The 23409-nt window shown below is 74.6% G+C and carries 23 protein-coding genes and 1 pseudogene; 20 read left to right on the top strand and 4 right to left on the bottom strand.

Annotated elements, in window-relative coordinates:
- The first annotated feature begins 50 nt into the window (after positions 1-50).
- The 4 genes from ACFXDE_RS11825 to ACFXDE_RS11810 all read left to right on the top strand — a co-directional run bounded on the left by ACFXDE_RS11825 (position 51) and on the right by ACFXDE_RS11810 (position 5007).
- Positions 51-761, top strand: a complete 711-nt coding sequence (locus ACFXDE_RS11825; RefSeq protein WP_380493302.1) for a DUF4255 domain-containing protein — start codon at positions 51-53, stop codon at positions 759-761.
- Positions 758-2839 (top strand): ATP-binding protein, encoded by a 2082-nt coding sequence (locus ACFXDE_RS11820; protein ID WP_380493299.1) that lies wholly within the window; start codon positions 758-760, stop codon positions 2837-2839. The genes ACFXDE_RS11825 and ACFXDE_RS11820 overlap by 4 nt, the downstream gene beginning before the upstream one ends.
- 143 nt (positions 2840-2982) lie before the next feature.
- Positions 2983-4521: a phage tail sheath family protein gene (locus tag ACFXDE_RS11815; protein ID WP_380493296.1), complete on the top strand. Its 1539-nt coding sequence runs from the start codon at positions 2983-2985 to the stop codon at positions 4519-4521.
- A gap of 45 nt (positions 4522-4566) precedes the next feature.
- The gene (locus tag ACFXDE_RS11810; protein ID WP_380493293.1) at positions 4567-5007 is read left to right on the top strand and encodes a phage tail protein; all 441 of its coding nucleotides are present in this window, start codon (positions 4567-4569) and stop codon (positions 5005-5007) included.
- A 38-nt stretch (positions 5008-5045) separates the two neighbouring features.
- Here ACFXDE_RS11810 and ACFXDE_RS11805 read toward each other — a convergent pair whose 3' ends face one another.
- A complete protein-coding gene (locus ACFXDE_RS11805) occupies positions 5046-6269 on the bottom strand; it encodes an RNA-guided endonuclease InsQ/TnpB family protein (RefSeq protein WP_380493290.1) in 1224 nt (407 codons plus the stop codon).
- Positions 6270-6444: 175 nt separating this feature from the next.
- Here ACFXDE_RS11805 and ACFXDE_RS11800 point away from each other — a divergent pair, with 175 nt between their 5' ends.
- The 12 genes and pseudogenes from ACFXDE_RS11800 to ACFXDE_RS11745 all read left to right on the top strand — a co-directional run bounded on the left by ACFXDE_RS11800 (position 6445) and on the right by ACFXDE_RS11745 (position 17793).
- A complete protein-coding gene (locus tag ACFXDE_RS11800; RefSeq protein WP_380493288.1) occupies positions 6445-6924 on the top strand; it encodes a hypothetical protein in 480 nt (159 codons plus the stop codon).
- Positions 6921-7079, top strand: a complete 159-nt coding sequence (locus tag ACFXDE_RS11795; RefSeq protein WP_359971796.1) for a DUF6760 family protein — start codon at positions 6921-6923, stop codon at positions 7077-7079. Before ACFXDE_RS11800 ends, ACFXDE_RS11795 begins: the two co-directional genes overlap by 4 nt.
- 2497 nt (positions 7080-9576) lie before the next feature.
- Positions 9577-10128 carry a hypothetical protein gene (locus ACFXDE_RS11790; protein ID WP_380493286.1) on the top strand — a complete coding sequence of 184 codons (552 nt, stop codon included), beginning with the start codon at positions 9577-9579 and terminating at the stop codon, positions 10126-10128.
- A 52-nt stretch (positions 10129-10180) separates the two neighbouring features.
- On the top strand, positions 10181-10606 hold the full coding sequence (locus tag ACFXDE_RS11785; RefSeq protein ID WP_380438656.1) for a phage tail protein: 426 nt from the start codon (positions 10181-10183) through the stop codon (positions 10604-10606).
- Between the two features lie 43 nt (positions 10607-10649).
- The gene (locus ACFXDE_RS11780; protein WP_380438658.1) at positions 10650-11372 is read left to right on the top strand and encodes a LysM peptidoglycan-binding domain-containing protein; all 723 of its coding nucleotides are present in this window, start codon (positions 10650-10652) and stop codon (positions 11370-11372) included.
- Positions 11369-13147, top strand: coding sequence for a VgrG-related protein (locus ACFXDE_RS11775; protein ID WP_380493282.1), 1779 nt, complete (start codon positions 11369-11371; stop codon positions 13145-13147). Before ACFXDE_RS11780 ends, ACFXDE_RS11775 begins: the two co-directional genes overlap by 4 nt.
- A gap of 66 nt (positions 13148-13213) precedes the next feature.
- Entirely contained in the window at positions 13214-13525 is a 312-nt protein-coding gene (locus ACFXDE_RS11770) for a PAAR domain-containing protein (RefSeq protein ID WP_380438662.1), read from the top strand.
- Positions 13522-13944 carry a GPW/gp25 family protein gene (locus ACFXDE_RS11765; protein WP_380493280.1) on the top strand — a complete coding sequence of 141 codons (423 nt, stop codon included), beginning with the start codon at positions 13522-13524 and terminating at the stop codon, positions 13942-13944. Before ACFXDE_RS11770 ends, ACFXDE_RS11765 begins: the two co-directional genes overlap by 4 nt.
- Positions 13944-15905: a putative baseplate assembly protein gene (locus ACFXDE_RS11760; protein WP_380493278.1), complete on the top strand. Its 1962-nt coding sequence runs from the start codon at positions 13944-13946 to the stop codon at positions 15903-15905. Before ACFXDE_RS11765 ends, ACFXDE_RS11760 begins: the two co-directional genes overlap by 1 nt.
- Positions 15906-15978: 73 nt before the next feature.
- Entirely contained in the window at positions 15979-16551 is a 573-nt protein-coding gene (locus tag ACFXDE_RS11755; protein WP_380438668.1) for a phage tail protein I, read from the top strand.
- Positions 16552-16554: 3 nt separating this feature from the next.
- Positions 16555-16620, top strand: a pseudogene (locus ACFXDE_RS11750) (zinc-ribbon domain-containing protein); the annotation flags it as partial.
- A 195-nt stretch (positions 16621-16815) separates the two neighbouring features.
- The gene (locus tag ACFXDE_RS11745) at positions 16816-17793 is read left to right on the top strand and encodes an NADase-type glycan-binding domain-containing protein (RefSeq protein WP_380493374.1); all 978 of its coding nucleotides are present in this window, start codon (positions 16816-16818) and stop codon (positions 17791-17793) included.
- Between the two features lie 14 nt (positions 17794-17807).
- Here the strand turns inward: ACFXDE_RS11745 and ACFXDE_RS11740 are convergent, their stop codons facing one another.
- On the bottom strand, positions 17808-18602 hold the full coding sequence (locus ACFXDE_RS11740) for a GNAT family N-acetyltransferase (RefSeq protein WP_380493275.1): 795 nt from the start codon (positions 18600-18602) through the stop codon (positions 17808-17810).
- 184 nt (positions 18603-18786) lie between these two features.
- Between ACFXDE_RS11740 and ACFXDE_RS11735 the strand changes: the two genes are divergently transcribed.
- The 3 genes from ACFXDE_RS11735 to ACFXDE_RS11725 all read left to right on the top strand — a co-directional run bounded on the left by ACFXDE_RS11735 (position 18787) and on the right by ACFXDE_RS11725 (position 21393).
- On the top strand, positions 18787-19464 hold the full coding sequence (locus tag ACFXDE_RS11735) for a TOPRIM nucleotidyl transferase/hydrolase domain-containing protein (protein ID WP_380493272.1): 678 nt from the start codon (positions 18787-18789) through the stop codon (positions 19462-19464).
- A gap of 124 nt (positions 19465-19588) precedes the next feature.
- Positions 19589-20878, top strand: a complete 1290-nt coding sequence (locus tag ACFXDE_RS11730) for a HEAT repeat domain-containing protein (RefSeq protein WP_380493270.1) — start codon at positions 19589-19591, stop codon at positions 20876-20878.
- A complete protein-coding gene (locus tag ACFXDE_RS11725; RefSeq protein WP_380493268.1) occupies positions 20875-21393 on the top strand; it encodes a ferredoxin in 519 nt (172 codons plus the stop codon). Before ACFXDE_RS11730 ends, ACFXDE_RS11725 begins: the two co-directional genes overlap by 4 nt.
- Positions 21394-21408: 15 nt before the next feature.
- Here ACFXDE_RS11725 and ACFXDE_RS11720 read toward each other — a convergent pair whose 3' ends face one another.
- Together ACFXDE_RS11720 and ACFXDE_RS11715 are read right to left on the bottom strand one after the other, a co-directional pair.
- Positions 21409-22206, bottom strand: coding sequence for an SDR family NAD(P)-dependent oxidoreductase (locus ACFXDE_RS11720; RefSeq protein WP_380493266.1), 798 nt, complete (start codon positions 22204-22206; stop codon positions 21409-21411).
- Positions 22203-22625 (bottom strand): VOC family protein, encoded by a 423-nt coding sequence (locus ACFXDE_RS11715; protein WP_380493264.1) that lies wholly within the window; start codon positions 22623-22625, stop codon positions 22203-22205. The genes ACFXDE_RS11720 and ACFXDE_RS11715 overlap by 4 nt, the downstream gene beginning before the upstream one ends.
- A gap of 45 nt (positions 22626-22670) precedes the next feature.
- Here ACFXDE_RS11715 and ACFXDE_RS11710 point away from each other — a divergent pair, with 45 nt between their 5' ends.
- On the top strand, positions 22671-23363 hold the full coding sequence (locus ACFXDE_RS11710; RefSeq protein WP_380493262.1) for a GntR family transcriptional regulator: 693 nt from the start codon (positions 22671-22673) through the stop codon (positions 23361-23363).
- Positions 23364-23409 lie beyond the last annotated feature (46 nt).

Here is a 23409-nt window from a genome sequence, read left to right as displayed (position 1 = left end):
GAGGACGTGACGGGTGACCGGAACGGTCGGTCGGGGGAGGCGGTGCGGCGGTGATCCACGAGGTCGACGAGGCGTTGCGCCTGCTGCTCGCCGAGGCCGGTCTGCCGGAGCGCGGCGTCGAGGTGGTGTTCGACGCGCCCACGCGGGACATGGCGGCCCGGCGGGTCGCGCCGACGGTCGACGTGTTCCTCTACGGGATGCGCGAGGACACGGCCCGCCGGCAGGCCGGCGCCGTCGCCGAGTACGACGAGGACGGCGTGGTGGTCGGCCACCGGGCCGCGCCCCGCTGGTTCGAACTGGCCTACCTGGTCACCGTCTGGACCAACCGGCCGCAGGACGAACACCGGCTGCTGGCCGAGGTGTTGCAGTGCCTCACGGCCGTGGACGGGCTGCCCGCCCGGGTCCTGACCGGCACGCTCGCCCGGCTCGGGCTGACCGTCGGCCTCGACATCGCCGGGCGCGACTCGGGCCTGCCGTCGGTGTCCGACGTGTGGTCCGCGCTCGGCGGGGAGATGCGGCCCTCGATCGACCTGAGGGTGCTCGCCCCGCTGCCCGGTGCGCTCAGCCCCGCCGGGCCGCCCGTCACCGAGGGGCTCGTCGTGCGCGCCGAGGACACCACCCGGGAGCACCCGGCGCCCGCCGAGCACCCGGGCCGCCGACTGCGCTACCGGGGCGGCGCGGACCCGGGCCCGGACGGCTTCGCCGCGCCCCGGGAGCGCGGACTGCCGCCGGGCCGCCGACCGCGCGGCGGGACGCGGTGAGCCGGTCGCGCGCCGGTGCCCCGGCCGACCACCTGTGGGAACGGCTGCACCGGGTCGAGCAGCGCGTCCGCACCGCCGTCCAGGAGCGCCGCGCCGCCGACCCCGACCCCGACGACCCCTACCGCGGCCAGTACCTCGGCCCGGAGGCGGTCGAGCGGATCCTGGCGGCCTCCGCCGCAAGGGGCCGCAGCGATGAGAACACGGACCCGCCGCCGCCCGGCTCACGGCTCGCCCGGCTCTGCGCGGCCTTCGGACTGCTCCCGGTGGACCTGGACCTCCTCCTGGTGGCCCTCGCCCCCGACCTCGACACCCGCTTCGAGCAGCTCTACGGCTACCTCAACGACGACCTGACCCAGCGCCGGGCGACCATCGGCCTGGCCCTCGACCTGTGCGGACTGCCCGCCGCCGGCGCCGGCCGCCTCCGGTTCTCCGCGCGGGCCCCGCTGATCGCCGCGGGCCTCCTGGAGATCACCGAGCCGGAGCGCCCGCTGCTCTCCCGCGCGCTGCGCGTACCGGACCGCGTGGCGGCCCACCTGCTGGGCGACGACGAGCCGGACGACGCACTCGCCGGGCTGGCCCGTCGGGCCGCCCCTGGCGCCGCAGCGCCCGCTTCCGGCACCGCGGAGCCCGTCGACCGTCTGCGCGCGCTCGCGGCCGACGGCGGGCTGGTGCACCTCCTGGACCGGAGCGGCCACGCCGGCCCCCTGGCGGTGGCCGCCCTGGCAGCCGACGGACGTCCGCCCCTGGTCGTGGACGCCGCCGCGTTGGCCGCCCGTCCGCCGGGCGCCGTCGTGCGGGCGCTCGCCCGCGAGGCGCGCCTCGGCGGGAGCGGCGTGGTGCTCGGACCGCTGGACCGGCTCGAACCCGAACGGCCCGAGCGGGCCGCCCTGTTGCGCGAGCTGTGCGCCGCGCTCGCCGGCGTCCCGCTGATCGTGCACGGCCCGCAGGTGTGGGACCCTGCCTGGGCCGACGAGAGCCCGGTGGTCGTCACCGTCCCCCCGCTGGAGGCGCACGCGCTGGCCGAGCAGTGGGCCCGCGCACTGGGAGGTGTGCCGGAGGAGGACGAACCGAAGCCGCTGAGCGAGGAGTTGGCGGAGGCGGTGGCCGCCTACCGGCTCGACCGCGAGAAGTTGCGGCGGGCCGCCACCGTGGCGGCCAGGACGGCGGCCGCCGAGCGGCGGCCGGTGTGCGCCGACGACGTGCGGGCCGCCGTCCGGGCCCAGAACGCGGCCGGTCTGGCCCGCCTCGCCCGGCGGATCGAGCCCGGGGTCGGCTGGTCCGACCTGGTGCTGCCGCCGCCCACCGAGGCCCGGCTGCGCGAGCTCGTGCTGCGGGCCCGCCACCGCGACCAGGTGCTCGGGCAGTGGCGGATGCGGCCCGGCGGCGGCCGGGGGAACGGCGTCATCGCCCTGTTCGCGGGGGAGTCGGGCACCGGCAAGACGATGTCGGCGGAGGTGGTCGCCGCCGAGCTCGGCATGGAGCTGTACGTCGTGGAGCTCTCCACCGTCGTGGACAAGTACATCGGCGAGACCGAGAAGAACCTGGAACGCGTCTTCACCGAGGCCGCCCAGGTGAACGGCGTCCTGCTGTTCGACGAGGCGGACGCGCTGTTCGGCAAGCGCTCCAAGGTCGAGGACGCCCACGACCGCCACGCCAACCTGGAGACGGCCTACCTGCTCCAGCGCATGGAGTCCTTCGAGGGCATCGCCGTCCTGACGTCCAACCTGCGCGCCAACCTCGACGACGCGTTCACCAGGCGGCTGGACGTCATCGCGGAGTTCCCGCTGCCGGACGAGGCGCAGCGGCGCCTGCTGTGGGACCGCTGCCTCGGGCCGTGGCTGCCGCGCGGCGACGACCTCGACCTGGACTTCTGCGCCCGGAGCTTCGAGCTCACCGGCGGCTCCATCCGGGCCTGCGCGGTCTCCGCGGCCTACCTGGCCGCCGGGACGGGTGCCCCGCTGGGCATGGCGCAACTGGTCGCGGCGGTGGTCGGCGAGTACCGCAAGCTGGGCCGGCTGGTGCTGGAGAGCGAGTTCGGGCCGTGGCTCGGAGTCCTCGGGGACGCCGGGCACGGCTGAGCCCGCTGTGCCGGACGCGACGGTTGGGAGTGCCCGCCGGGGACAGTCCTCCCTGCCCCCGGTCGGGGACCGTGGGACATGTCCCCGGGCGCCGCGCGGCAGCAGACTCGGGGGCGACCGACCGGCCACCCGAAGGAGCGCGAATGCCGTCGTACCTCACACCGGGCGTGTACGTGGAGGAGGTCCAGTCCGGTGCCCGCCCGATCGAGGGCGTCGGCACGGCCGTCGCCGCGTTCGTGGGCTTCGCCGAGGCCGGTCCGTTCCACGAGCCCACGCTGGTGACCACCTGGGACCAGTACGTCCAGCGGTTCGGCGGCTTCACCGAGGGCACCTACCTCGCGCACGCCGTGTACGGCTACTTCGCCAACGGCGGCGGCTCGGCCTACGTCGTCCGGGTCGGCGACCCGGCGCGGCGGGCCCCCGGTGTCGTGCCCGGACCGGTGGCGCCGCCGCCCGTCGCCGTCTCCGGTCTCCTCTTCTCGGCCCTGCCCGGCGCGGGCGCCGACGTGTCGGTCGAGATCGCCGACGCGGAGGGCGAGAACGTCCCCGAGGACCGGTTCCGCGTGCTCGTCCGCAAGGGCGCCGAGGTCGTCGAGACGTACGACGTCTCGACCCGTCGGAACACCAAGGGCTACGTCGTCACCCAGCTACGGGAGTCGAAGCTGGTCGCGGTCGCCGAGCAGCCCGGCACGGCGCCGAGCCGCCCCGAGCGCCGGACCCACGCCCTGGCCGCCGCTCCGGCGCCCGCACCGGTCGCGGCCGCGCCGGCCCGGCTCGACCCGGCCGAGTACGTCGGCGACGCCGCGGCCAGGACCGGCTTCTCGGGCCTGGAGGCGATCGACGAGATCACGATGGTCGCGGTGCCCGACCTGATGAGCGCCCACCAGCGCGGCGACCTCGACGACGAGGGCCTGCGGACGGTGCAACTGGCCGTGATGTCGCACTGCGAGCAGATGGGCGACCGGATCGCCGTCCTCGACCCGCCGCCCGGCCTCAACGCCCAGCAGATGCGCACCTGGCGCAACGACGAAGCCGGCTTCGACTCCCGCTACGCCGCGCTCTACTACCCGTGGATCAAGGTCTTCGACCCGGCCACCGGCCGCAACGTGCTGGTCCCGCCGAGCGGGCACGCCGCCGGGGTGTGGGCGCGCAGCGACGCCGAGCGCGGCGTGCACAAGGCGCCGGCCAACGAGGTCATCCGGGGCGCGGTCGACCTGGAGATCCGCCTCAGCAAGGGCGAGCAGGACCTGCTCAACCCGATCGGCGTCAACTGCGTGCGGGCGTTCCCCGGGCGCGGCATCCGGATCTGGGGCGCGCGGACGCTCTCCTCCGACCCCGCGTGGCGCTACCTGAACGTGCGCCGGCTCTTCAACTACCTGGAGGAGTCGATCCTGATCGGCACCCAGTGGGTGGTGTTCGAGCCCAACGACGACCGGCTGTGGTCCAGCATCCGCCGGAACATCACCGCGTTCCTCACCGAGGAGTGGCGGCGCGGCGCGCTGTTCGGCCAGACCGCGGCCGAGGCCTTCTACGTCAAGTGCGACCGCGACAACAACCCGCCGGAGTCGATCGACCTCGGACAGGTGATCTGCGAGATCGGGGTCTCGCCGGTGAAGCCCGCGGAGTTCGTGGTGTTCCGGCTCGCCCAGTTCTCCGACAGCACGAGCCTCGTCAACGAGTGACCGGCACCGTCGGCACCTACGGGAATGGGAAGGTGACAGCACGCCATGGCTGAAGGCGATCCGCTCTCCACACACATATTCGGCGTCCAACTCGGCGGCTACAACGTCGAGTCGGTCAAGGAGGTCAGCAACCTCACGGTCGAGCAGGACGTCGTCGAGTACAAGCAGGTGACCCAGGAGGGCAAACTCATCGTCCGCAAGCAGCCCGGTGCGCGGCTGCCCGGTGAGGTGACGATCACCCGCGGCCTCGACAAGAGCAGCGCGTTCACGAACTGGATCAAGGAGACCCTCAACAACGGGGCGATCAACACCGCGCGCCAGAACCTGACCATCGAGGTCAAGGACACCACCGGCGCCACCCTGCGCCGCATCCAGCTCACCAACGCCTGGGCGAGCCGCTGGGAGGGCCCCACGCTCAGCGCGGGCGAATCGAGCCCGGCGACGGAGACCGTGACCATCGTGTTCGAGGAGATCTCGGTCGATTGACATGCTCCCCCTCCCACGGAGGGAGGGGGATTCCTGGCTCACGCTGCCCGATCGTCCTGCGGACGTTCAGGTCTTCCGCGATCAACACCAGCCGGGTTCAGACCAGCCCGGACGAGCATCACGCGGGCGGAGTTCTTGTCGCGAGGCGACACGACTCCGCACGCGGTGCACGAGTAGATCCTCTCAGAGAGGGGGAGGCGGTGTTTGGCTCTCACACCGCAGTGCGCGCAGTCCATCGTGGTGTGCGCAGGGTTGACCAGATGAACGGTCCGTCCGTGCTTCCGCGCCATCTCGACCAACGCCGCCTTCGTGGCGCCGATCACGGCGTCGGCCGCCTTGTTGGCCATGGTGGTCTTGGCAAGGAACTTCGGCCGGAAGTCCTCCACCGCGATCGAGTCATGGTCGCGTACAACCGACTTGGCCCACTTTCGGGCCGTGTCCTGCCGCTGGTTCGCGATCTTCTTGTGGACCTTGGCGGCCTGTCGTTGGGCTTTTCGGTAGCCTTTCGTCTGTGCCTTCCCCTTCGGCTGCCGTCTCCGGGCCATCTGCCGCTGGTAGTGCGCGAGTTTCCGCGCGGCGCTTTTCCCGTACTGAGGATGGGGAAGGTCGTGGGCATCGCTGGTCGTGGTTGCGATCTCCTTGACGCCCCAGTCGATTCCGATGGCGCGGCCGATGGCGGGCAGCGGCTCGGGCTGAGTGAGGACGACGAAGGAAGCCCACCAATGCCCGACAGCGTCACGGTGGATCCGCACACTGGATGGGTCGGAAGGCAGCTCGCGGGACCAGACCACGGTCAGCACGATGCCGCCGGCCAGGTGCAGCCGGCCGTCCTTGATCCGGAATCCGCGTCGAGTGTAGTTGAGCGACGCGAGCGCCGCGCGCTTGCGTTTCGGCTTCGGCAACCCGGCGCGCTGACGCATCGGCAGCATCGCCTTGATGTCCTTCATCGCCTTGGCTCTCGACTTGCCGAAATCCCGGATGACCTGCTGCTGCGGTACCGACGCCCCGTCACGCAGCCACGCCATCGCGACGCGCGCCTCGGTCAGGAGCTTGTCCAGGTCCGCCGGTCCGCAGGTGCGCCTGCTCTCAGAGTCGGCCCGGTTGTGTAGGTGGATCTTGCGAGACGTGTGGACGCATTCGTTCCAGACCCAACGGCACCGGCCCCACTCCGCTTCCAGCAGGGCGGACGCGGAGGACGACACGCGAAGCCGGTAGGTGTACCGGGCGTATCCGGGACCTTCGATCATCGCCGCTGTCGTCATGATCCGCAACCTAACAGCACCCACTGACAATGAATGAAAGAGAGCGCAGGCCAGAACAGATGCGCAGAGAAACCCGCCGCTGCGCGGCTCTGAATCATGAACCTTCCCCATTTCTCCGGGCGGAGGCCCCCCCAGCTCTCCCGGCTGGCACCGGGAGCATCCAGGGAGAGATTTGGTGAGGCGGAAGATCGGTCTGGACGAACTGCTGGAACGGGCGCCCGCCGCCCAGCAGGACAGCGAGCCGCAGCAGCAGGCCCCGGGACCCGCCGGTCCGCGGGCGCGGGCGCCGCACACCGAGTTCGAGTTCGAGCTGCCGCTCGGGTACGTCGACGACGAGGGCACCGTCCACCGGTACGGCGCCATGCGCCGGGCCACCGCCCGCGACGAACTGATGCCGCAGATCGACCTGCGGGTCAAGGAGAACCCGGCCTACCTGAGCGTCGTGCTGCTCAGCCACGTCATCACGCGGCTGGGCGACATCACCGACGTGCACGCCGGCGTCGTCGAGCGGATGTACGCCACCGACGTGGCGTTCCTCCAGGACCTCTACCACCGCGTCAACAGCGAGGGCCACACCCGCGCCGCCGTGACCTGCCCGCACTGCGACGGCGCCTTCGAAGTCGACCTCGCCGGTGGGCGCCTGGGGGAATCGTGACGTACGCGCCTGCTCGGCTGCACGAGGAGATCGCGTACATCGCCTACCACTTCCACTGGCAGCGCGAGGACATCCTCGACCTGACCCATCACGAGCGCCGGCAGTGGGTGCGCGAGATCGCGCGGCTCAACACCCGGATCAGCGAGGGTGGGTGAGCGGCGGATGGGGCTGCGGGACTGGCTCGGCCGGCGGCGGGGCGAAGGTGCCGAAGGGGGCGCGGAAGTCGTCGTCCCCGCTGGTGGTGGTGTCGAGCGGCGGCGCCCGGCGTCGGGGGACGGGGGATGGCGCGAGGTGGCGCCATTGGTCCCGACCCTGGACGGCGCGGCGCGTGGCGTCAGTGACGGGCTGAACTTCCGTTCCAGGCTGGCCGCTTGGCAGGATCCCTCGCTGTGCGGGCCGCTCGGGCACGCCGTCCTGCCGGGCGCTCCGGTGGGGATCCTGCGAGCGGCGGCGGTACCGGGCTCCCCCTCGACGGTCGAGGGCGGGGACGCGCTCGTGCTGCCGGACGTGTGGGGCGACGGTGGGGCGGCGGAGCCGGGGCAGCCGGGGGAGGTCCGGCCGGTTCAGCGTGCTGTCGCGGTGCGGAGGCTTCGCGTGCGGGCGGTGCAGCGCGCGCGTTCGCCGCAGCGGCCGGCCGGCTCGGTGGGCGCTGACGGTGGTGGCGTGTCGACGTCCGGGCCGGTGCCGGGTGCGCCGGAGTCGGTTGCGCCGACGGCCGGCACGCCTGTGCCGGGTGCGGTGGCTGCACCCGGGCGTGGGAACGATGTCGGTGGTGCGGCGCGGCTGCGTCCCGTCGGTGAAGCGCTGACGGTGGCGCGGCGTCCCCGTGGCCTGTCGGTGCGGCCCGTTGCGGTCGTGCGCGGTTCGGACAGGACGCCGGAAACCGTTGTCGAGCCGTCAAGCCAGGGTGTGGGCGGATCGCGACCCGTGGCGGCTGTGGACGGTGAGGCTACTCCTCGCCCCGCGCCGGCGCCGGAAGGGCAGGCCGAACGGCCGGTCCAGCGTGCCGCCGTCGCGCCGGGCGAGGGTGGGGCTGCCCGCCCGGTTCTCGGCGAGCCCATGGCGGCGCTGCCCGCGAGTGCCGCACCTTTGGCCCCTGCCGCTCCGCAGGCTGCATCGGGTGTGCCGGCCATGCCCGTGGTCCCCGCCGATACGGCAGGCCCTGTGGCGGGCGCACCCGTCGAGGTGTCTGATCGGGGCAACCCGGGGCCGTCCCGCCCTCACCGTGGGTCCGTCGGTGCTGCGCCCGTGCAGCGTGCGTCGTCCGAGGCGCCGGCCGGGCGGTCCCGGTCCGCTGATGCGCCTGCCCGGGGCGGTCGGGCGTCTTCTGGTGCGCAGCGTGGGTCTGCCAGTGACGCGCCTGTGCAGCGTGTGCCCGCCGAGGCGCCGGATCGGGGTGATCCGGCGTCGTCTCCGTCTCGGCGTGGGTCCGTCGGTGAGGTGCCCGTGCAGCGTGTGCCGTCCGAGGCACCCGATCGGGGCGGCCCGGCGCCGTCTCCGACTCCGCGTGACTCCACCAGCGACGCGCCCGTGCAGCGTGTGCCGGCCGAGGCGCCGACAGGACGGACGCGGCGCGACGGCACCTCCGTCCGTACGCGTGGGGGCCTGGGTGCGCCCCTCGACGCCTTGCCGCCGACGGCGGCTGGGGCCGGTGGGCGACGGGCTGCCGGGCGGGAGAGCGGGACAGCGGACGTGCAGGGCACACCGCCCGGCGGCACCGCTCCGCTGCTCGGCGAGCGACGGCCGGTTCGGCGGGTCATGGGTGCCGGTGCGGGGACGGCACGGGAACCGGGCACGTCGGCGAACGGCGAAGGGATGCCCGTTCAGCGCGCCGTGGACGGCGCGCAGGGGGCAACAGGACTCCCTGGTGGGAGCGTTGGCGAACGAGGGGAAGGCCGCGACGGCCGGCCGGCGGACGGGGTGACCGCGCTGCCGAGGCAGGCTTCTGCGCCCCAGCCCGGTGATGCGGCTCCCGTCGTGGTTCCGGTGCGTCCGGTCGGCGGCCGTCGTGCTGCGCAGCGGTACGCCGAACTCACCGGACCCAGGCGAGGGTTGCTCAGCGTTCGCCGCATGACCACCGCCCTCGCCGGGCCGTCGGTGACGGCAGGCGGCAGCACTCCCGCCGCTACCGCGGCAACGCCCGCCCCGCCAGTGGTTCCGGCGACCTGGCCCCATGCGCTCAAGGCGCGGGCCGAGGGCCGGGCGGCGGATTTCGCGGACGGCGGGACCAATCGATCCTCCTCGCAGGCGAGTTCGGTGAGGCGAGGTGACGCGGCAGCCGTGCAGCGCTCGCGGTCGCGAGGTTCGTCGGGGGAGGACAGAGAGGAACGTGTGCCGGTCGGTCGCCCTTTGCCCTGGGAGCGTTCGGCCTCGTCCGGGGCTCCCGGCGAAACGGCGATGCCGGGCGGCCGGAGGGCGGCGGATGGCGCGGCCGATCCGGGCCGGCCGTCAGGTGGACGCGGGGTCGTGGCGGCGGTTCAACGTCTGCGCTCCCGGGGTTCGTCGAGGTCGAGCGCCACTGATCGTCCGCTGCCGCAACGGAGTTCGGACGTGCCCGGCGGCTCGACGGCTGTGCAACGATCGGGCTCCGCGCGCTCGCCGGAGCACGGTGACGATCGGCCGGCGCCACCGGGGAGTTCGACGCTTCCCGTTGTGGCACCGGTCGCAGGCACACCTGCGGCGCTGCCGCCGAGCACCGCCACGAACACCCGCGAACCCGCCCCCGCACCGCGACCGACCCGCACCGACCTCGGTCCGTCGTCCGCCGCGGTGACCGGCCGGCGACTCCCGCTGGTCCGGCCCGCGCCCGTCGCGGCCCCGGCGCTCCAGCGGTTGCCCTCGATCGCCCGGATCCCGCAGCCGTCCCCGGCGCAGCCGCCCGCAGCGCCGCCTCCGCCCGTCGTGCAGCGCACCCTGTCGGCCGCGCCCCCGTCGCCCGTCTCGGCGCAAGCGCTCCAACGGGTGGCCGCGCAGGCGGGTCTGTCCGGGGTGCCGCTGACCGCCGTGCCGGCCCGGAAGCCGACCACCGCCCAGGCGCCCTCACCCCCGTCGTCCCAAGCGGCCCCACCCGAGACGACCACCTCGGGCACCGCCGACCTCGACGACCTGGCCCGGCGCCTCGTCGAACCGGTGGGCCGCCTGCTGCGCACGGAGCTGCGCAGGGGCAGGGAGCGCGCCGGGAGGCCGTACGACATGCGCCGCTGAGCGGGGACGGCAGCAGGAAGCAGACCGCCGGAAGCAAACAGGGAACGGACCGATGACCGACAACATCTTCGCGAGCAGCGTGTTCTTCAGCCTGACCATCGGCGGCAACGACCTGGGCGACTTCGCCACCTGCTCGGGGCTCGGCGCGCAGGTGGAGATCGAGCAGTACGCGGAGGGCGGCAACAACGGGTTCGCGTGGCAGCTGCCGGGCCGGATCACCTGGTCGAACATCACGCTGACCCGCGCGGTCACCGCGGACACCGCGAAGATCGCGCGCTGGCTGGGGGAGATCGTCCGGAGGGTCGAGCCGAAGGACGGCGAGATCGTGGCGCTGCGGCCGGACCTGAGCCGGATCGTGGGCTGGCAGGTGCTCGGGATCGTCCCGGTGCGGTGGGAGGGCCCGTCCTTCGACCCTTCCAACTCGCAGGCCGCGATGGAGACCCTGGAGATCGCCCACGCGGGCCTGCGCCCGTCCTGACACGCGGCCCGAACCCGTCCCGTCCACCAGAGGAGCAGCAAGGATGTCCCCCGCGGTCCCCGCGAGCGTCACCCGGGCCCAACTGACCATCATGGAGCCCCCGTCCGCGGTCGGCGCCCAGCCCGGAGGGGCGATCGCGCGGCTTCCGCTGCAGTTCAACCCGGCGACCCTGGTGCTGCGCAAGACGACGGAGTGGCGGCGCACGCCGTCCCGGATGGCGGGCCAGTCGGCGCTGCCGGAGTTCGTCGGCAGCGGGCCGCGGTCGCTCTCCCTCGACGTGTTCCTCGACTCGACGGCGACGCACGACAACTCGGTGGAACGGGCGGTGGAGCAGCTGATGACGGCGTGCGTGCCCACCCCGACGAGCCTGGCGCGCAAGACGCCGGCCAGCCCGTGGATCCGGCTGGACTGGGGCACGTTGAAGACGACCTCGTTCAACGGGGTGCTGACCGGCCTCTCCGTCACCTACACGCTCTTCGACGTCGACGGCAATCCGCTGCGCGCGGTCTGCTCGCTCACGATCGACGAGGCCAGCGTCGACCCGGCCGGCCAGAACCCGACCTCGGGCTCGCCGGAGGCGCGCAGCACCCACCGGGTGATCGCGGGCGACACGCTGCCGCTGCTCGCCTGGCGCGCCTACGGGGACGCGACGGCCTGGCGCACGATCGCGGAGGCCAACGACATCGACGATCCGCTGGTCCTCGTCCCCGGCGCGGAGCTGATCGTGCCGGGGATCGACGAACTCACCCGGGGAGGGCGCGCGTGACGACCCCCGAGGCCCGGGGCGGCCGCCCGTTCGCCGCCGATCCCGTCGTCGAGGCGCCGGGGCCGCTGCCGCCGGCGTGGGCGGCGCAGCTGGTGTCCTGCGACATCGAGGAGAGCGTCGGCCTGCCCGACACCGCCGTCCTGACCTTCCGGGACGCCGACCACACGTTCCTCACCGCGACCGGGATCACCATCGGCACGAAGGTGCGGGTGTCGGTGGTCACCGTGCAGGGGCACACCCAGGTGCGGCTGTTCACCGGCGAGGTGACGGCGCTGGAGCTGGAGGTGGACACCACCGGCTCGTACACCGTGGTGCGGGCGTCGGCGGTCACGCACCGGCTGATGCGCGGGCGCCGGGTGAAGGCGTTCCGGAACATGACGACCGCGGACATCGTCCGCGAGGTCGCCGCGGGCGCGGGCCTGACCTGCGGGCGGGTGGACTCCTTCCCGGTCGTCCACCAGCAGCTCTCCCAGGCGAACGTCCCGGACTGGGAGTTCCTCCAGTTCCTGGCGCTGGAGAGCGGCGCGCAGGTGCGGGCCGATGACGACGGGCGGCTGGAGTTCGTCAAGCCCGAGCCCGCGTCCGGCGCGCCGGCGCCCTCCACGCCGGCGCCGCAGAGCCCGCTGGTCCTGGAGTACGGCCGCAACCTGCTGGAGCTGCGTGGCGTGCTGACGGGCGGCGCGGGCGCGGACACCGTCGAGGCGCGCGGCTGGAACGTGACGACCAAGAGCGCGCTGGTCGCCGCCGAGCCGTCGGTGACCTCCCTGACGGTGCAGCCGGGTATGAGCCCCTCGGTGGCCGCGTCCGCCTTCGCGGGCCCGGCCCGGCTGACCGTCGCCGACACCCCGTACCGCACCCAGGCGGAGACGACGGCCGCGGCGCGCTCGCTGGCGGCCTCGGTGGCCGCCGGCTTCGGCGAGCTGGAGGCGGTCGTCGAGGGCAATCCGCGGCTGCGGGCGGGCACCGCGGTCGCCCTGGGGAACGTCGGCGCCGCCTTCTCCGGCCGCTACACCGCCACCGGGGTGCGCCACCTCGTCGAACCGTTCCGCGGCTACCGGACCACCGTCGTCGTCAGCGCGTCGCCCGACCGCTCCCTGGCCGGGCTGGCCACCGGCGGCAACGCGCCGCCGCGCGGGCCGCGGATGCCGGGCCTGGCCGTCGCCGTGGTCACCGACGTCCGCGAGCCGGGCGACGGGCGGCGCGGCTGGGTGAAGCTGAAGTTCCCCTGGCTGGACGACAGTTACGTGTCCGACTGGGTGCGCACCGTGCAGTGGGGCGGCCACGGGGGCGGCGGCGTGGTGAGCCCCGAGGTCAACGACGAGGTGCTGGTCGGCTTCGAACAGGGCGACCTGGACAGCCCCTACGTGCTCGGCGGACTTTACAACGGCGTGGACCGGCCCTCGCCGCACGACGTGCCGCTCGTCGACGCCGCCGCCGGGACGGTCAACCGCCGCTCCGTCGTGTCCCGTTCGGGCCACCGCCTGGAGCTGCTGGACGTGCCGGGCGGCACGTCCGGGGTCCGACTGGCGAGCGGGGACGGGAAGCTGGAGGTCAAGCTGGACCAGCAGAACGGCGAGATCGTGCTCACCGTCCACGGCGTGGGCGGCGCGGGGGGAAGCACGGTCCGCCTCTCCTCCTCCGGCATCACCCTCGACGCGGGCACCGGAGAGGTGAACGTGCGCGGCGGATCGGTGACCGTCCGCGGGACGACGGCCGTCACGGTGGACGGCGGGGCCGAAGCGGTCCTCAAGGGGGCGTTCGTGCGCATCAACTGACGGAACGTCATGCTCAGGAACAGGCCCGCCGGATCCCGTCGGGCACCCTCGGATTGGAGACCGCACATGCCCCCCGCAGCCCGGACCGGCGACCCCACCGATCACGGCGGCGTCCTCGCCACCCCGCCGCCGGGCGCCATCGCCGTGGAGACCGTGCTGATCGGCGGCCGGCCCGCCGCCGTGGTCGGCAGCCTGCACGCCTGCGTCCCGCACGTGGAGATGGGCCCCGCCAACGTCGTCGAGCCCCAACTCGGCACGGTCACCAGGGGAGTGGTCCTCATCGGCGGCCTGCCCGCGGCCCGCATGGGCGACAAGACGACCTGCGGCGCCGCCGTCATCGCGGGCGCGTTCAACGTCCTGATCGGAGGCGTCGCATGACCGGCAACTTCATCGGCCGGGGCTGGGCCTTCCCGCTGCGCGTGAACGCCACCGGCGGCATCGGCATGGTCGACCGCGACCGGGAGCTCGCCGAGGCGATCCGGCTGATCCTCGGCACCGCCCCCGGCGAGCGGCCGATGCGCCCGGAGTTCGGCTGCGGCATCCACGAGTACGTGTTCGCCCCCGGCGACAGCACCACCGCCGGACGGATCGCCCGCGAGGTGCGCATCGCCCTCGAACGCTGGGAACCGCGGATCGAGGTCGACGACGTCGCGATCGCCTTCGACAGCGTCGACGAGGGCACGCTCTACATCGACGTCCACTACACCGTGCGCGCCACCAACGACCGCCGCAACCTCGTCTTCCCCTTCTACACCATCCCGGAGTCACCCACGTCCGTCGACGGGAGCGTGCGCTGATGGCCCTGCCCTCCCCGAACCTGGACGACCGCCGCTTCCAGCAACTCGTCGACGAGGCCAAGCGGTACGTCCAGCAGCGCGCCCCCGAGTGGACCGACCACAACGTCTCCGACCCCGGCGTCACCCTCATCGAGACCTTCGCCTACCTCGTCGACCACCTGCTCTACCGGCTCAACCGGGTGCCCGAGAAGAACTACTCCGCCTTCCTCGACCTGCTCGGCATCCGGCTCTTCCCGCCCGCGGCCGCCCGCGCCGACGTCGACTTCTGGCTCTCCGCCGCGCAGCCCGAGACGGTGCTCCTGCGGGCCGGCACCGAGGTCTCCACGCTGCGCACCGAGACCGACGAGGCCGTGGTCTTCTCCACCGCCGAGGACCTGCCGATCGTCCCCAGCGCGCTGGAGCGCCTGGTCACCCTCTCCGCCTCCGGGGAACAGTCCGACGCCACGGACCGGCTGGCCGACGGGACGGACGTGCCGTGCTTCCAGCCGCGCCCGGAGGTCGGCGACGCGATGCTCTTCGCGCTGCCCGCCGTCGTGCCCCGCTGCATCCTGGTCGTCCGGCTCGACAGCCGGGTGGAGGGCGTCGGCGTCGACCCGCGCCAGCCGCCGCTGGCCTGGGAGGTGTGGGACGGCGCGCGCTGGAGCGCCTGCGAGACCGGCACCGACACCACCGGCGGCCTCAACCGGCCCGGCGAGGTCGTCGTGTTCGTGCCCGCCGGACACACCGCGTCGGTCGTCGCCGGGCGCCGGGCCGCGTGGCTGCGCTGCCGCGTCACCGAGCCCCGGCCCGGCCAGCCGTTCTACTCGGAGTCGCCGACCGTCCGCCGGGCCGAGGTGTTCACCGTCGGCGGCACCGCGACCGCCGTCCACGCCCAGACCGTCACCGGCGCGTCGCTCGGCACCTCCGAAGGCGTCGCCGGCCAGCACTTCCGGCTCGCCCGGCCGCCGGTCCTGCTCGACGGCGAACCGCCCGTCGTCGAGGCCTCGGCCGGCGACGGCTGGCAGCGCTGGACGGTCGTCGAGCACTTCGGCGACTCCGCACCGGCCGACCGGCACGTGGTGCTCGACGCGACCACCGGCGAGTTCCTCTTCCCGCCCGCCGTCCGGGAACCCGACGGCACCCTCCGCTCCTTCGGCGCGGTGCCGCCCAAGGGCGCCCACCTCCGGGTCCCGCACTACCGCACCGGCGGCGGGACGGCCGGCAACGTCGCCCGCGGCACGATCACCGTGCTGCGCAGCTCCGTCCCGTACATCGCCCGGGTGGACAACCGCGAGGCGGCCAGGGGCGGCGTGGACGGCGAGACCGTCGAGAACGCCAAACTGCGCGCCCCGCACCAGCTGCGGCTCCAGGAACGCGCCGTCACTGCCGGGGACTACGAGCTGATCGCCCGCCAGGCCGCGCCGTCCGCCGCCCGGATCACCTGCGTGCCCGGCGGTGGCGAGGCGGGTGCGGTCCGCGTGCTGGTGGTGCCCGACGCGGTCGCCGACGACGGCGACCGGCTGCGCTTCGAGCAGCTGATCCCCGACGAACAGGTCCTGGCCGCCGTCGCGTCGGCCCTCGACGAACGGCGGCTGATCGGCACCCGGGTCGCCGTGCAGCCGCCGACCTACCAGGGCGTCACGGTGGTGGCCCGGCTCACGACCCGCTCCGCGGACCCCGACCGCGTCCGGGACGCGGTGCTCGCCACGCTGTACCGGTACCTCAACCCGCTGCGCGGCGGCGCCGACGGCACGGGCTGGCCGTTCGGGCGGGCGGTGCAGTACGGGGAGGTGTTCGCCGTGCTCCAGCGGGTGGCCGCCGTCACGGGCGTGGAGGAGCTGCGGCTCTTCCCCGCCGACCCCATCACCGGCCGCCGGGGCGCGCCCGCCGAGCGGGTCGAGGTGCCGGCGGACGCGCTGGTCTTCTCCCACCAGCACCAGGTGGTGGTCACGGCGGTGGCCTCCGACGGCGGTGCGTCATGAGTGAGCGCAGCGAGCTCGTCATCGGAAGGTGCGCACGGGTCGAGGCCCCTGCCGAGCGGGGCGAGGCGGACGCATGACGCGTGCCGCCGTCCCGGGTCTGCCGAGCCCGCACCCCATCGGCGAACTGCTGCCCGCCCTCTTCGCCGACGACGACCTCGCCCAGCGCTTCACGGCCGGCCTGGACACCGTCCTCGCCCCCGTCTTCGCGACGCTGGACAACCTGCCCGCCTACTTCCGGCCCCGCCTCGCGCCGGCCGACTTCCTCGACTGGCTGGCGACCTGGGTCGCGGTGGACGTCGACCCGGCCTGGCCGGACGAGGTGCGCCGCGCGGTGGTCGGGCGCGCGATGGAGCTCCACCGCTGGCGCGGCACCCGGCGCGGGCTCGTCGAGCGGCTGCGGCTGGTGCTGGGCGCCGGCGCCGAGATCACGGACGGCGGCGGCGTCTCCTGGTCGACCGCTCCCGGCGCCGCCCTGCCGCCCGGCGGGGGCGGTGAGGTGCTCGTCCGGGTCTGGCCCCTGAACGGACCGGAACCGGACGCGGAGCAGGTGCTGGCCGTCGTCAGGGCCGGCTGCCCGGTCCACCTGAACTGCCGGGTGGAGATCCTGCCCGGTCCGCCGGGGCTGCCCGGACGAGCGGAGGGCTGACGGATGCCGGTGTGCCCCGAGTGCGGGACGGCCAACGGAGAGGGCGACGACTTCTGCGGCAACTGCGGTGCGTACCTGGGCTGGTCGCGCAGCGCCGCGGCGAAGCCCGCGCCTTCGACGGCGGGGCCCGCGCCTGGGCCCGGGCCCGCGCCTGGGCCTGCGCCGGCGCCTGAGCCCGCCAAGGCCGAGCCCGCGCATGCGCCTGAGCCCGCTGAGCCCGAGACGGCCCGCACCGAATCCACCTGGCGGGCGGTGTCGCGACGGGTGACGCGCGCGAGGAGAGAGCAGCCGCCCGCCCCGCAGGCGGAGGCGCCGCTGCCGGTCCCCGAGCCCGTCCCCGCCCCCGAACCGCCGCCGACCGTCGAACCGAAGCGCGCATCGACGCCGGACCCCGCTCCCGCTGTCCCGGCCCCGGCCCCGGCCCCTGCCCCTGCCCCTGCCCCTGCCCCTGCTCCGCAAGCCGACCCGGTCGCCGTCGAGCCCGCCAAACCCCTCCCGGCCCGCCCCGTCGTCCGCCCCTCCGCAGCCGACGAGCCCCCCGACGGCCCGCCCTGCCCCCGCTGCGGCACGCCCAACCTGCCCGACCGCCGCTTCTGCCGCCGCTGCGCCGCACCGCTGACCCCGACCGCGGCCGCACCGAAGCTGCCCTGGTGGCGCACCCGCTGGCCGTTCCGCCGCCGGACGCGGATCGGCGGCTCGGGCAACGCGCTGCGCCGCACCATCGCGCTGCTCGCCCTGGCCGCGCTCGTGATCGCGGCGATCCTGCTGTACCCGGCGGGCCGGCGGGCCTTCGAGGACGTGCGGGACAAGCTCGGCAGCACCGCCGCGATCGCCCCCTCCCGCACCACGGCGAGCGCCGCCGTCGAGGGCCACCCGGCGACGGCCGCCGACGACGGCCTCACCAACACCTACTGGGGAGCACCCGCGGTCGGGGACTCCATCACCTTCGACTTCCGCACCCCGTACCGGCTCGTCGACCTGATCGTCCACACCGGCGGCACCGCGGACCCGCAGCACTTCCAGGAGCAGGCCCGCCCCCTCGTCCTGGTCATGGACGTCACCTCGTCGGACGGCACCGTGCACCGCCGGCAGGTCACGCTCAACGACCAGCCGGGACCGCAGACCGTGGCGACCGGGATCAGCGACGTCACCCAGGTGAGGCTCACCGTCCAGGAGGCCGCCGGAACCGCCCCCGGCCGTCCCATCGCCCTGGCGGAGGTGGAGTTCTTCAAGCGCGCCTGAGCCCGTTCGCCCGCCTATGCCCCGCCGTCGTGCCCGGCCTGGTGGACGTACGGGGTCGTGGTGCTGAGAACCGCGAACCCGAGGCGCTGGAGGATGGGCCGGCTCTGGTCGCTCGCGTCGACCTGGAGGTAGCGGTAGCCGAGGTCGGCGGCGATCCGGGCGCGGTGGGCGACCAGGGCCCGGTAGATGCCCCGGCCCCGCCAGGCGGCGACCGTGCCGCCGCCCCAGAGGCCCGCGAACTCGGTGCCCGGGTACAGCTCCATCCGCGCCGAGCACACCGGCACTTCGCCGGCCATCGCGACCACCGTGCCGACCGTCCCGGGGTTCCGGTCGAGCCGGTCGAGCAGCCGCTGCCGCAGCCGGGCGCTGCTGGTGCCGAACGCCTGCTCGTGGACCTCGGCGACGAGGTCCACCCCGGCGGCGTCGGTCACCTGGCGCAGGTGCACACCGTCGGGCAGCGCGGCATCGGTGGGCAGGTCCGCGATGGCGGCGACCATGACCGCCTCCTCCGGCTCCGGCGTGAACCCGGCGGCCCGCAACCGCCGCCCGAGGTCGTCGGGCCGGTCGTGTGCGTACGCCTTCCACTCGAACTCGAGCCCCCGCGCGGTGAAGTAGCGCACCTGTGCCGCGATCGCCGCGTCCGCGCCGGCCTCGTCGAGGTCCGACCAGAGCACGCCGTTCCAGTCGTGCGGTGCGCCGACCTGCCGGAGGACGCCGCCGTCCCGCTCGATCCGGGCACCGGCGCTGTCGGGCTTCGCCTCACGTCGCAGCCGGCGGTCGAACAGGGCGAGCAGTTCTCCATGATCCATCCGCCCACTCCAGCACGGCGCCGACGGGCGCGCCAACGCATTTCCGCCGGTCGGCGCCCATCTGCTCCGCTCCGCCCGCACCGCGGCCTCGTCGCTGATCGGAGGGCTCTCGCTCCGGCACGACGCCGCGTCCGGCGCCGGAAAATCCGAGGTCATCCCCTGCTTCTTCTGCTTGGATGCGGCCATGAGCGCAGCGGGTCATGGGAGTTCGGCGGGGGACGTGGCGGCGGGCATGACGGCGTTCCGCGACGCGGTCGTCGCGTGGGCGGCCGGTGGGCCGGGTGCGGAACAGGCCCGGGAGCTGGCCGGGCGGTTGTCCGTCCGGGCGGTCGTGCTGCTCGAAGGACCGAGTGATGTCGCCGCCGTCGACGCGCTGGCCGCCGGCCGGGGGCGGGACCTCGCGGGGGAGGGGGTCTGCGTCCTGGCGATGGGCGGGGCGATGAGCGTGGGGCGGTTCGCCGCGCTGCTCGGGCCGGCCGGGCTGGGGCTCCGGCTGACGGGGTTGTGCGATGAGCAGGAGCGCGGCTACTACGACCGCGGCTGGGCTCGGGCCGGTGCCGATCCGCACGACGTCTTCGTGTGCGCGGCGGACCTGGAGGACGAGCTGATCCGCGCGCTGGGTGTGGACGCGGTGCGCGAAGTCGTGCGGGAGCAGGGCGACTCGCGCACCCTGGACGTGTTCCTGCGCCAGCCCGCGCAGCGGAGCCGCACCGCGCAGCAGCAGCTGCGGCGGTTCTTCGGCACGAAGAAGGGGCGCAAGATCCACTACGGCCGCGTCCTCGTGGAGGCCCTCGCGCCGGAGCGCGTGCCCGCCCCGCTCGCCGGGCTGTTCGCCGCCCTCCCGGCGCGCGAAACGTGCTGAGCGCCGGCGGTGTTCGCGCCGCCGCCGGACCGTAGGGCCTGGCGCGGCGGCCCCGGCGCCTGGCATGATCGGTGGCCCCGCACCACCCGACGGGTGCGTGCCTTCCCCTGAGAAGCAACGCGACGTGGATGAACGTCTCCGCAGAATCACCGCCGAACTGGCGAGGGTTCCCCGCCTGCCGGGCCGCGCGAAGTCCTTCGGCGAAGAGCGCCACGGCTTCCGCCTCGGCCCGCCGCTGACCGAGGACCGGGTCTCCGCCTTCGAAGCGCAGCACGGCGTCCGGCTCCCCGCGGCGTACCGGCGGTTCCTGACCGAGGTGGGCCACGACGGCGCCGGGCCGCACTACGGGCTGCTGCCGCTCCGGGCCTGGAACCAGGGCGGGTTGAGCGAGTCCGGCGACCTGGCCCGGCCGTTCCCGCTGCGCCCCACGACCCTCCGGGTCGGCCGGGGCTGGTGGGAGCGGCTGGGGAGCCCGAGGCCGCCGTTCGCCGGCACCATGGCCATCACCAGCCAGGGGTGCGGCTACCTGACCGTGCTCGTGGTCACCGGCCCGGCCCGCGGCCGGATCCTCAACATCGACCTCGACCCCCGGCGCGAGTCCTTCTTCAGCCCCGACACCGACTTCCTCGCCTGGTACGAGCGCTGGCTCGACGAGACCGCGGACGGACTGGACACCCACGGCTTCGAACTGTCCCTCCCCGGCACCGAGCCGACGCTCGCGGACACCCTCGCCGATTCCCCGGACCCCGACCTGCGCGCGGCCGCCGCCAGGACCCTCCGGCGACGCCCGCACCTCGCCCCCGCGACCAGAGCCGTCCTGCGCGCGGCGGCCACCGCGGACCCGGAACCCGGGGTCCGGGCGACCGCGATCAGAGCCCTGAACGTCGCGCTCCCGGACGAGGAACTCCCGGTACTCCAGCGGGCCCTGACCGATTCGGCTGCGGCCGTCCGTGAAACCGCCGTCCGCGCCCTGGCCGGACGGGGGACGTCCTGGCACGCCCGGGCCCGCCGACTCCTGCGCGACGAGGACCCGGACGTGAGAAAGGCGGCCCTCAAGGCCCTGGAGGAGTCCCAGGTGCTGACCGAGGGGGACGTCCTGCCGCTGCGAGACGACACCGCGCCGTCCGTGCGGGCCGCGGCGATCAGCCACCTCTCCCGCCTCGACGCGCCCAGCGCCCCGGCCGTGGCCCGCGCGGCCCTCGCCGACCCCGATCCCGTCCCGCGCCACGCCGCGGTCGCCATCGGGATCAGGCGGCGGTGGCTGACGGAGCCCGACCTGCGACGGGTCGAGCACGACCCCGACGACCTGATCCGACGGCAGGTCGCCTCGGCACTGCGGCGGATGGCCGCGAGGTCCGCCGGGCCGACCTCCCCGCGAGCAGGTCGGGAGGGTGGCCCTATGCTCGCGCCGTGACCCTGTACTTCGATCCCACGGCGGCCCTCGGCGAGGACCGCGAGGCGTTCCGGGGCCGCTGGGAGGACCGGCTCTGGCTCAACGTCCCCGGGCCCTTCTACGGCGCCGAGACCGACAACTGCTGGACGGGACGCCTCTCCGCGCCCGACCACGTCCTCTACGGGGGCACGTACCTCGCCGAGTACGTCTACCGGCAGCCCCGGACGGCGGCGGAGGCGGCCCGGCTGGTCGAGGCGGCAGAGTGCGATCCGCTCCTCGGGTACGGCTGCGACGGGGACGCGCACTGGACGCCGGACGCGGTCCGCGAGTGGTGGCGCGACCGCGACCGGATCACGCGGTACCTGTCCGAGCAGGACTGGAACGAGGTCGACTGGGCGGAGCAGGGCATCGCGGACGCCGTCCGGGACTACCGCTCGTACATCGACGGCGGCCTCGCGGGGGACCTGCGGATCTACCTCCACTGGCTGGAGGAGGGCAGGTCCCCCGCGCCCGGCGAAGCGCTGCCGGAGCTGTAGCGGCCGTCGGACCGCTCAAAGACGGAGGTGCGAAGCCCCGTTGAGGTCGAGGACCGTGCCGGAGGCCCACGTCGCCTCCGGGGAGGCGAGGTAGAGGACGGCGGCGGCGACCTCCTCCGGGGTGCCGACCCGGCCGAACGGGCTCTGCTCGCGCAGGGCCCGGCCGGACGGCCCGGTCAGGCGGTCGGCCACGCGGTCGGTGGCGGTGAAGCCGGGGGCGACCGACGTGACCGCGATGCCGTGCGGGGCCAGGGCGACCGCGAGGGACTGGCCGAGGGCGTGCAGGGCGGCCTTGCTCGCGCCGTACGCGGGGTGGTCCGGCTCGCCGCGGAAGGCGCCGCGCGAGCCGATCTGGACGATCCGGCCGGGTGCGCCCCGGGCGATCATGCGGCGGGCGACGCAGTAGCCGAGGTTCGCGGCGCCCAGCAGGTTGACGTCGACCATCCGGCGCCAGACCCGCTGCCAGTCCTCGTACGACACCTCCGCCACCGGGTGGGCGTTGGCCGCCGAGGTGGCGACGGCGGCGTTGTTGACCAGGACGTCCACCCCGCCGAGCGCCCGCTCCGCGGTCGCGGCGATCCGCTCGGCCGCGTCCGGGTCGGCGAGGTCGCCGCCGACGACGACGTGCCCCTCGCCGGGCAGGGCGGCCAGCGTCGCCTCGGCCCGGGCGGCGTCCGAACCGTAGTGGACGGCGACGCGGTCGCCCCGGGCGGCGAAGGCGTGGGCCACCGCCCGGCCGATGCCCCGGGAGGCGCCGGTGACCAGCACGCCCCGCGCCGGGCTCGCCTGGCCTGCCTGGCCTGCCGGGCTCATCGGGCGAACATCCGGGACTCGTCGCGGAACGCCTTGAACTCCAGCGCGTTCCCGGCCGGGTCGTGCAGGAACATCGTCCACTGCTCGGCCGGCTGCCCGGCGAAGCGCAGCGTCGGCTCGATGACGAACGCGGTGCCGGCCTCCGTCAGCCGCCCGGCGAGCGCGTGGAACGCGTCGGCGCCCAGCACCAGCCCGAAGTGCGGCACGGGAACGGCGTGGCCGTCCACGGTGCCGTGTCCGGGGGCGTCCGGGCGGGGGCCGGACACGAGGTGCGTCACCAGCTGGTGGCCGTGGAAGTCCCAGTCGACCCAGTGGCCGGTCGAGCGGCCCTCCGGGAGGCCGAGCACACCGCCGTAGAACGCGCGGGCCCGGGCCAGGTCGTCGACCGGGATGGCGAGATGAAACGCAGGACGGGTCATGACCCCACCTTGATCCGCGGCATGTCCGGATGTCAACATTCGAACATGACGGATGAACCCCTGCGGAAGGCGGCCCGGCGCGGCCTCGCCGACGAGTGCGCGGACTCGGTGCGCGACGCGATCTTCGACGGGCGCTTCCCGCCCGGCGCCCCGCTGCGGGAGGTCGAACTCGCCGAGTCGCTGGGCGTGAGCCGCGGCGCCGTCCGCGAAGGCCTCGCGCAGCTCCAGCGCGAGGGGCTGATCCGCACGGGCTGGCACCGCCCGACCACCGTCGTCGAGGCGACCGCCGTCGACGTGGAGGAGGTTTACCGCGTTCGCGCCGCCCTCGACCGCCTGGCCGCCGTCTCCGCGATGCGGCGCGCGACGCCGCAGCAGCTCGACGCCCTCGACCGGCTCGTCGACGAGATGGCCGCCGAACTCGCCGCCGGAGCCGGCGTGCCGCGCCTGCTGGCTCTCGACATGGCCTTCCACGACCGGATCTACGAGGCCGCCGGCAACCGCCGCCTCACCGAGGCCTGGCAGGCCGTGCGCTCGCAGGTGTTCCTGTTCCAGCTGCAACGGGTGACCCTCGCCCGCGGCCAGTACCGCGCACTGGTCGTCGACGAGCACCGCGAACTCGCCGGGCTGCTCCGGGCGGGCGGCGCGGAGGACGTGCTCGACCGGCTCGCCGCGGAGCACGTGGACGTGGCACGGCGCAGCCTGCTGGCGCTGCTGCCGGAGCCCGCCGAGCGGGGGTGAAGTGCCGTGATCCGCCAGCCAACCGGCCTCCGGGCCGGTAACGTCC

The organism is Kitasatospora sp. NPDC059408 (assembly GCF_042751525.1).
GTDB lineage: Bacteria > Actinomycetota > Actinomycetes > Streptomycetales > Streptomycetaceae > Kitasatospora.
This window is presented reverse-complemented; position numbering and strand designations above follow the sequence as displayed.

Coding starts and splice junctions, on each gene's coding strand:
- ACFXDE_RS11720 (WP_380493266.1), bottom strand. CDS start 22,206: ATGAGCCCGGCAGGCCAGGCAGGCCAGGCGAGCCCGGCGCGGGGCGTG.
- ACFXDE_RS11715 (WP_380493264.1), bottom strand. CDS start 22,625: ATGACCCGTCCTGCGTTTCATCTCGCCATCCCGGTCGACGACCTGGCC.
- ACFXDE_RS11760 (WP_380493278.1), top strand. CDS start 13,944: ATGGCCCTGCCCTCCCCGAACCTGGACGACCGCCGCTTCCAGCAACTC.
- ACFXDE_RS11710 (WP_380493262.1), top strand. CDS start 22,671: ATGACGGATGAACCCCTGCGGAAGGCGGCCCGGCGCGGCCTCGCCGAC.
- ACFXDE_RS11755 (WP_380438668.1), top strand. CDS start 15,979: ATGACGCGTGCCGCCGTCCCGGGTCTGCCGAGCCCGCACCCCATCGGC.
- ACFXDE_RS11805 (WP_380493290.1), bottom strand. CDS start 6,269: ATGACGACAGCGGCGATGATCGAAGGTCCCGGATACGCCCGGTACACC.
- ACFXDE_RS11765 (WP_380493280.1), top strand. CDS start 13,522: ATGACCGGCAACTTCATCGGCCGGGGCTGGGCCTTCCCGCTGCGCGTG.
- ACFXDE_RS11815 (WP_380493296.1), top strand. CDS start 2,983: ATGCCGTCGTACCTCACACCGGGCGTGTACGTGGAGGAGGTCCAGTCC.
- ACFXDE_RS11740 (WP_380493275.1), bottom strand. CDS start 18,602: ATGGATCATGGAGAACTGCTCGCCCTGTTCGACCGCCGGCTGCGACGT.
- ACFXDE_RS11810 (WP_380493293.1), top strand. CDS start 4,567: ATGGCTGAAGGCGATCCGCTCTCCACACACATATTCGGCGTCCAACTC.
- ACFXDE_RS11780 (WP_380438658.1), top strand. CDS start 10,650: ATGTCCCCCGCGGTCCCCGCGAGCGTCACCCGGGCCCAACTGACCATC.
- ACFXDE_RS11735 (WP_380493272.1), top strand. CDS start 18,787: ATGAGCGCAGCGGGTCATGGGAGTTCGGCGGGGGACGTGGCGGCGGGC.
- ACFXDE_RS11770 (WP_380438662.1), top strand. CDS start 13,214: ATGCCCCCCGCAGCCCGGACCGGCGACCCCACCGATCACGGCGGCGTC.
- ACFXDE_RS11785 (WP_380438656.1), top strand. CDS start 10,181: ATGACCGACAACATCTTCGCGAGCAGCGTGTTCTTCAGCCTGACCATC.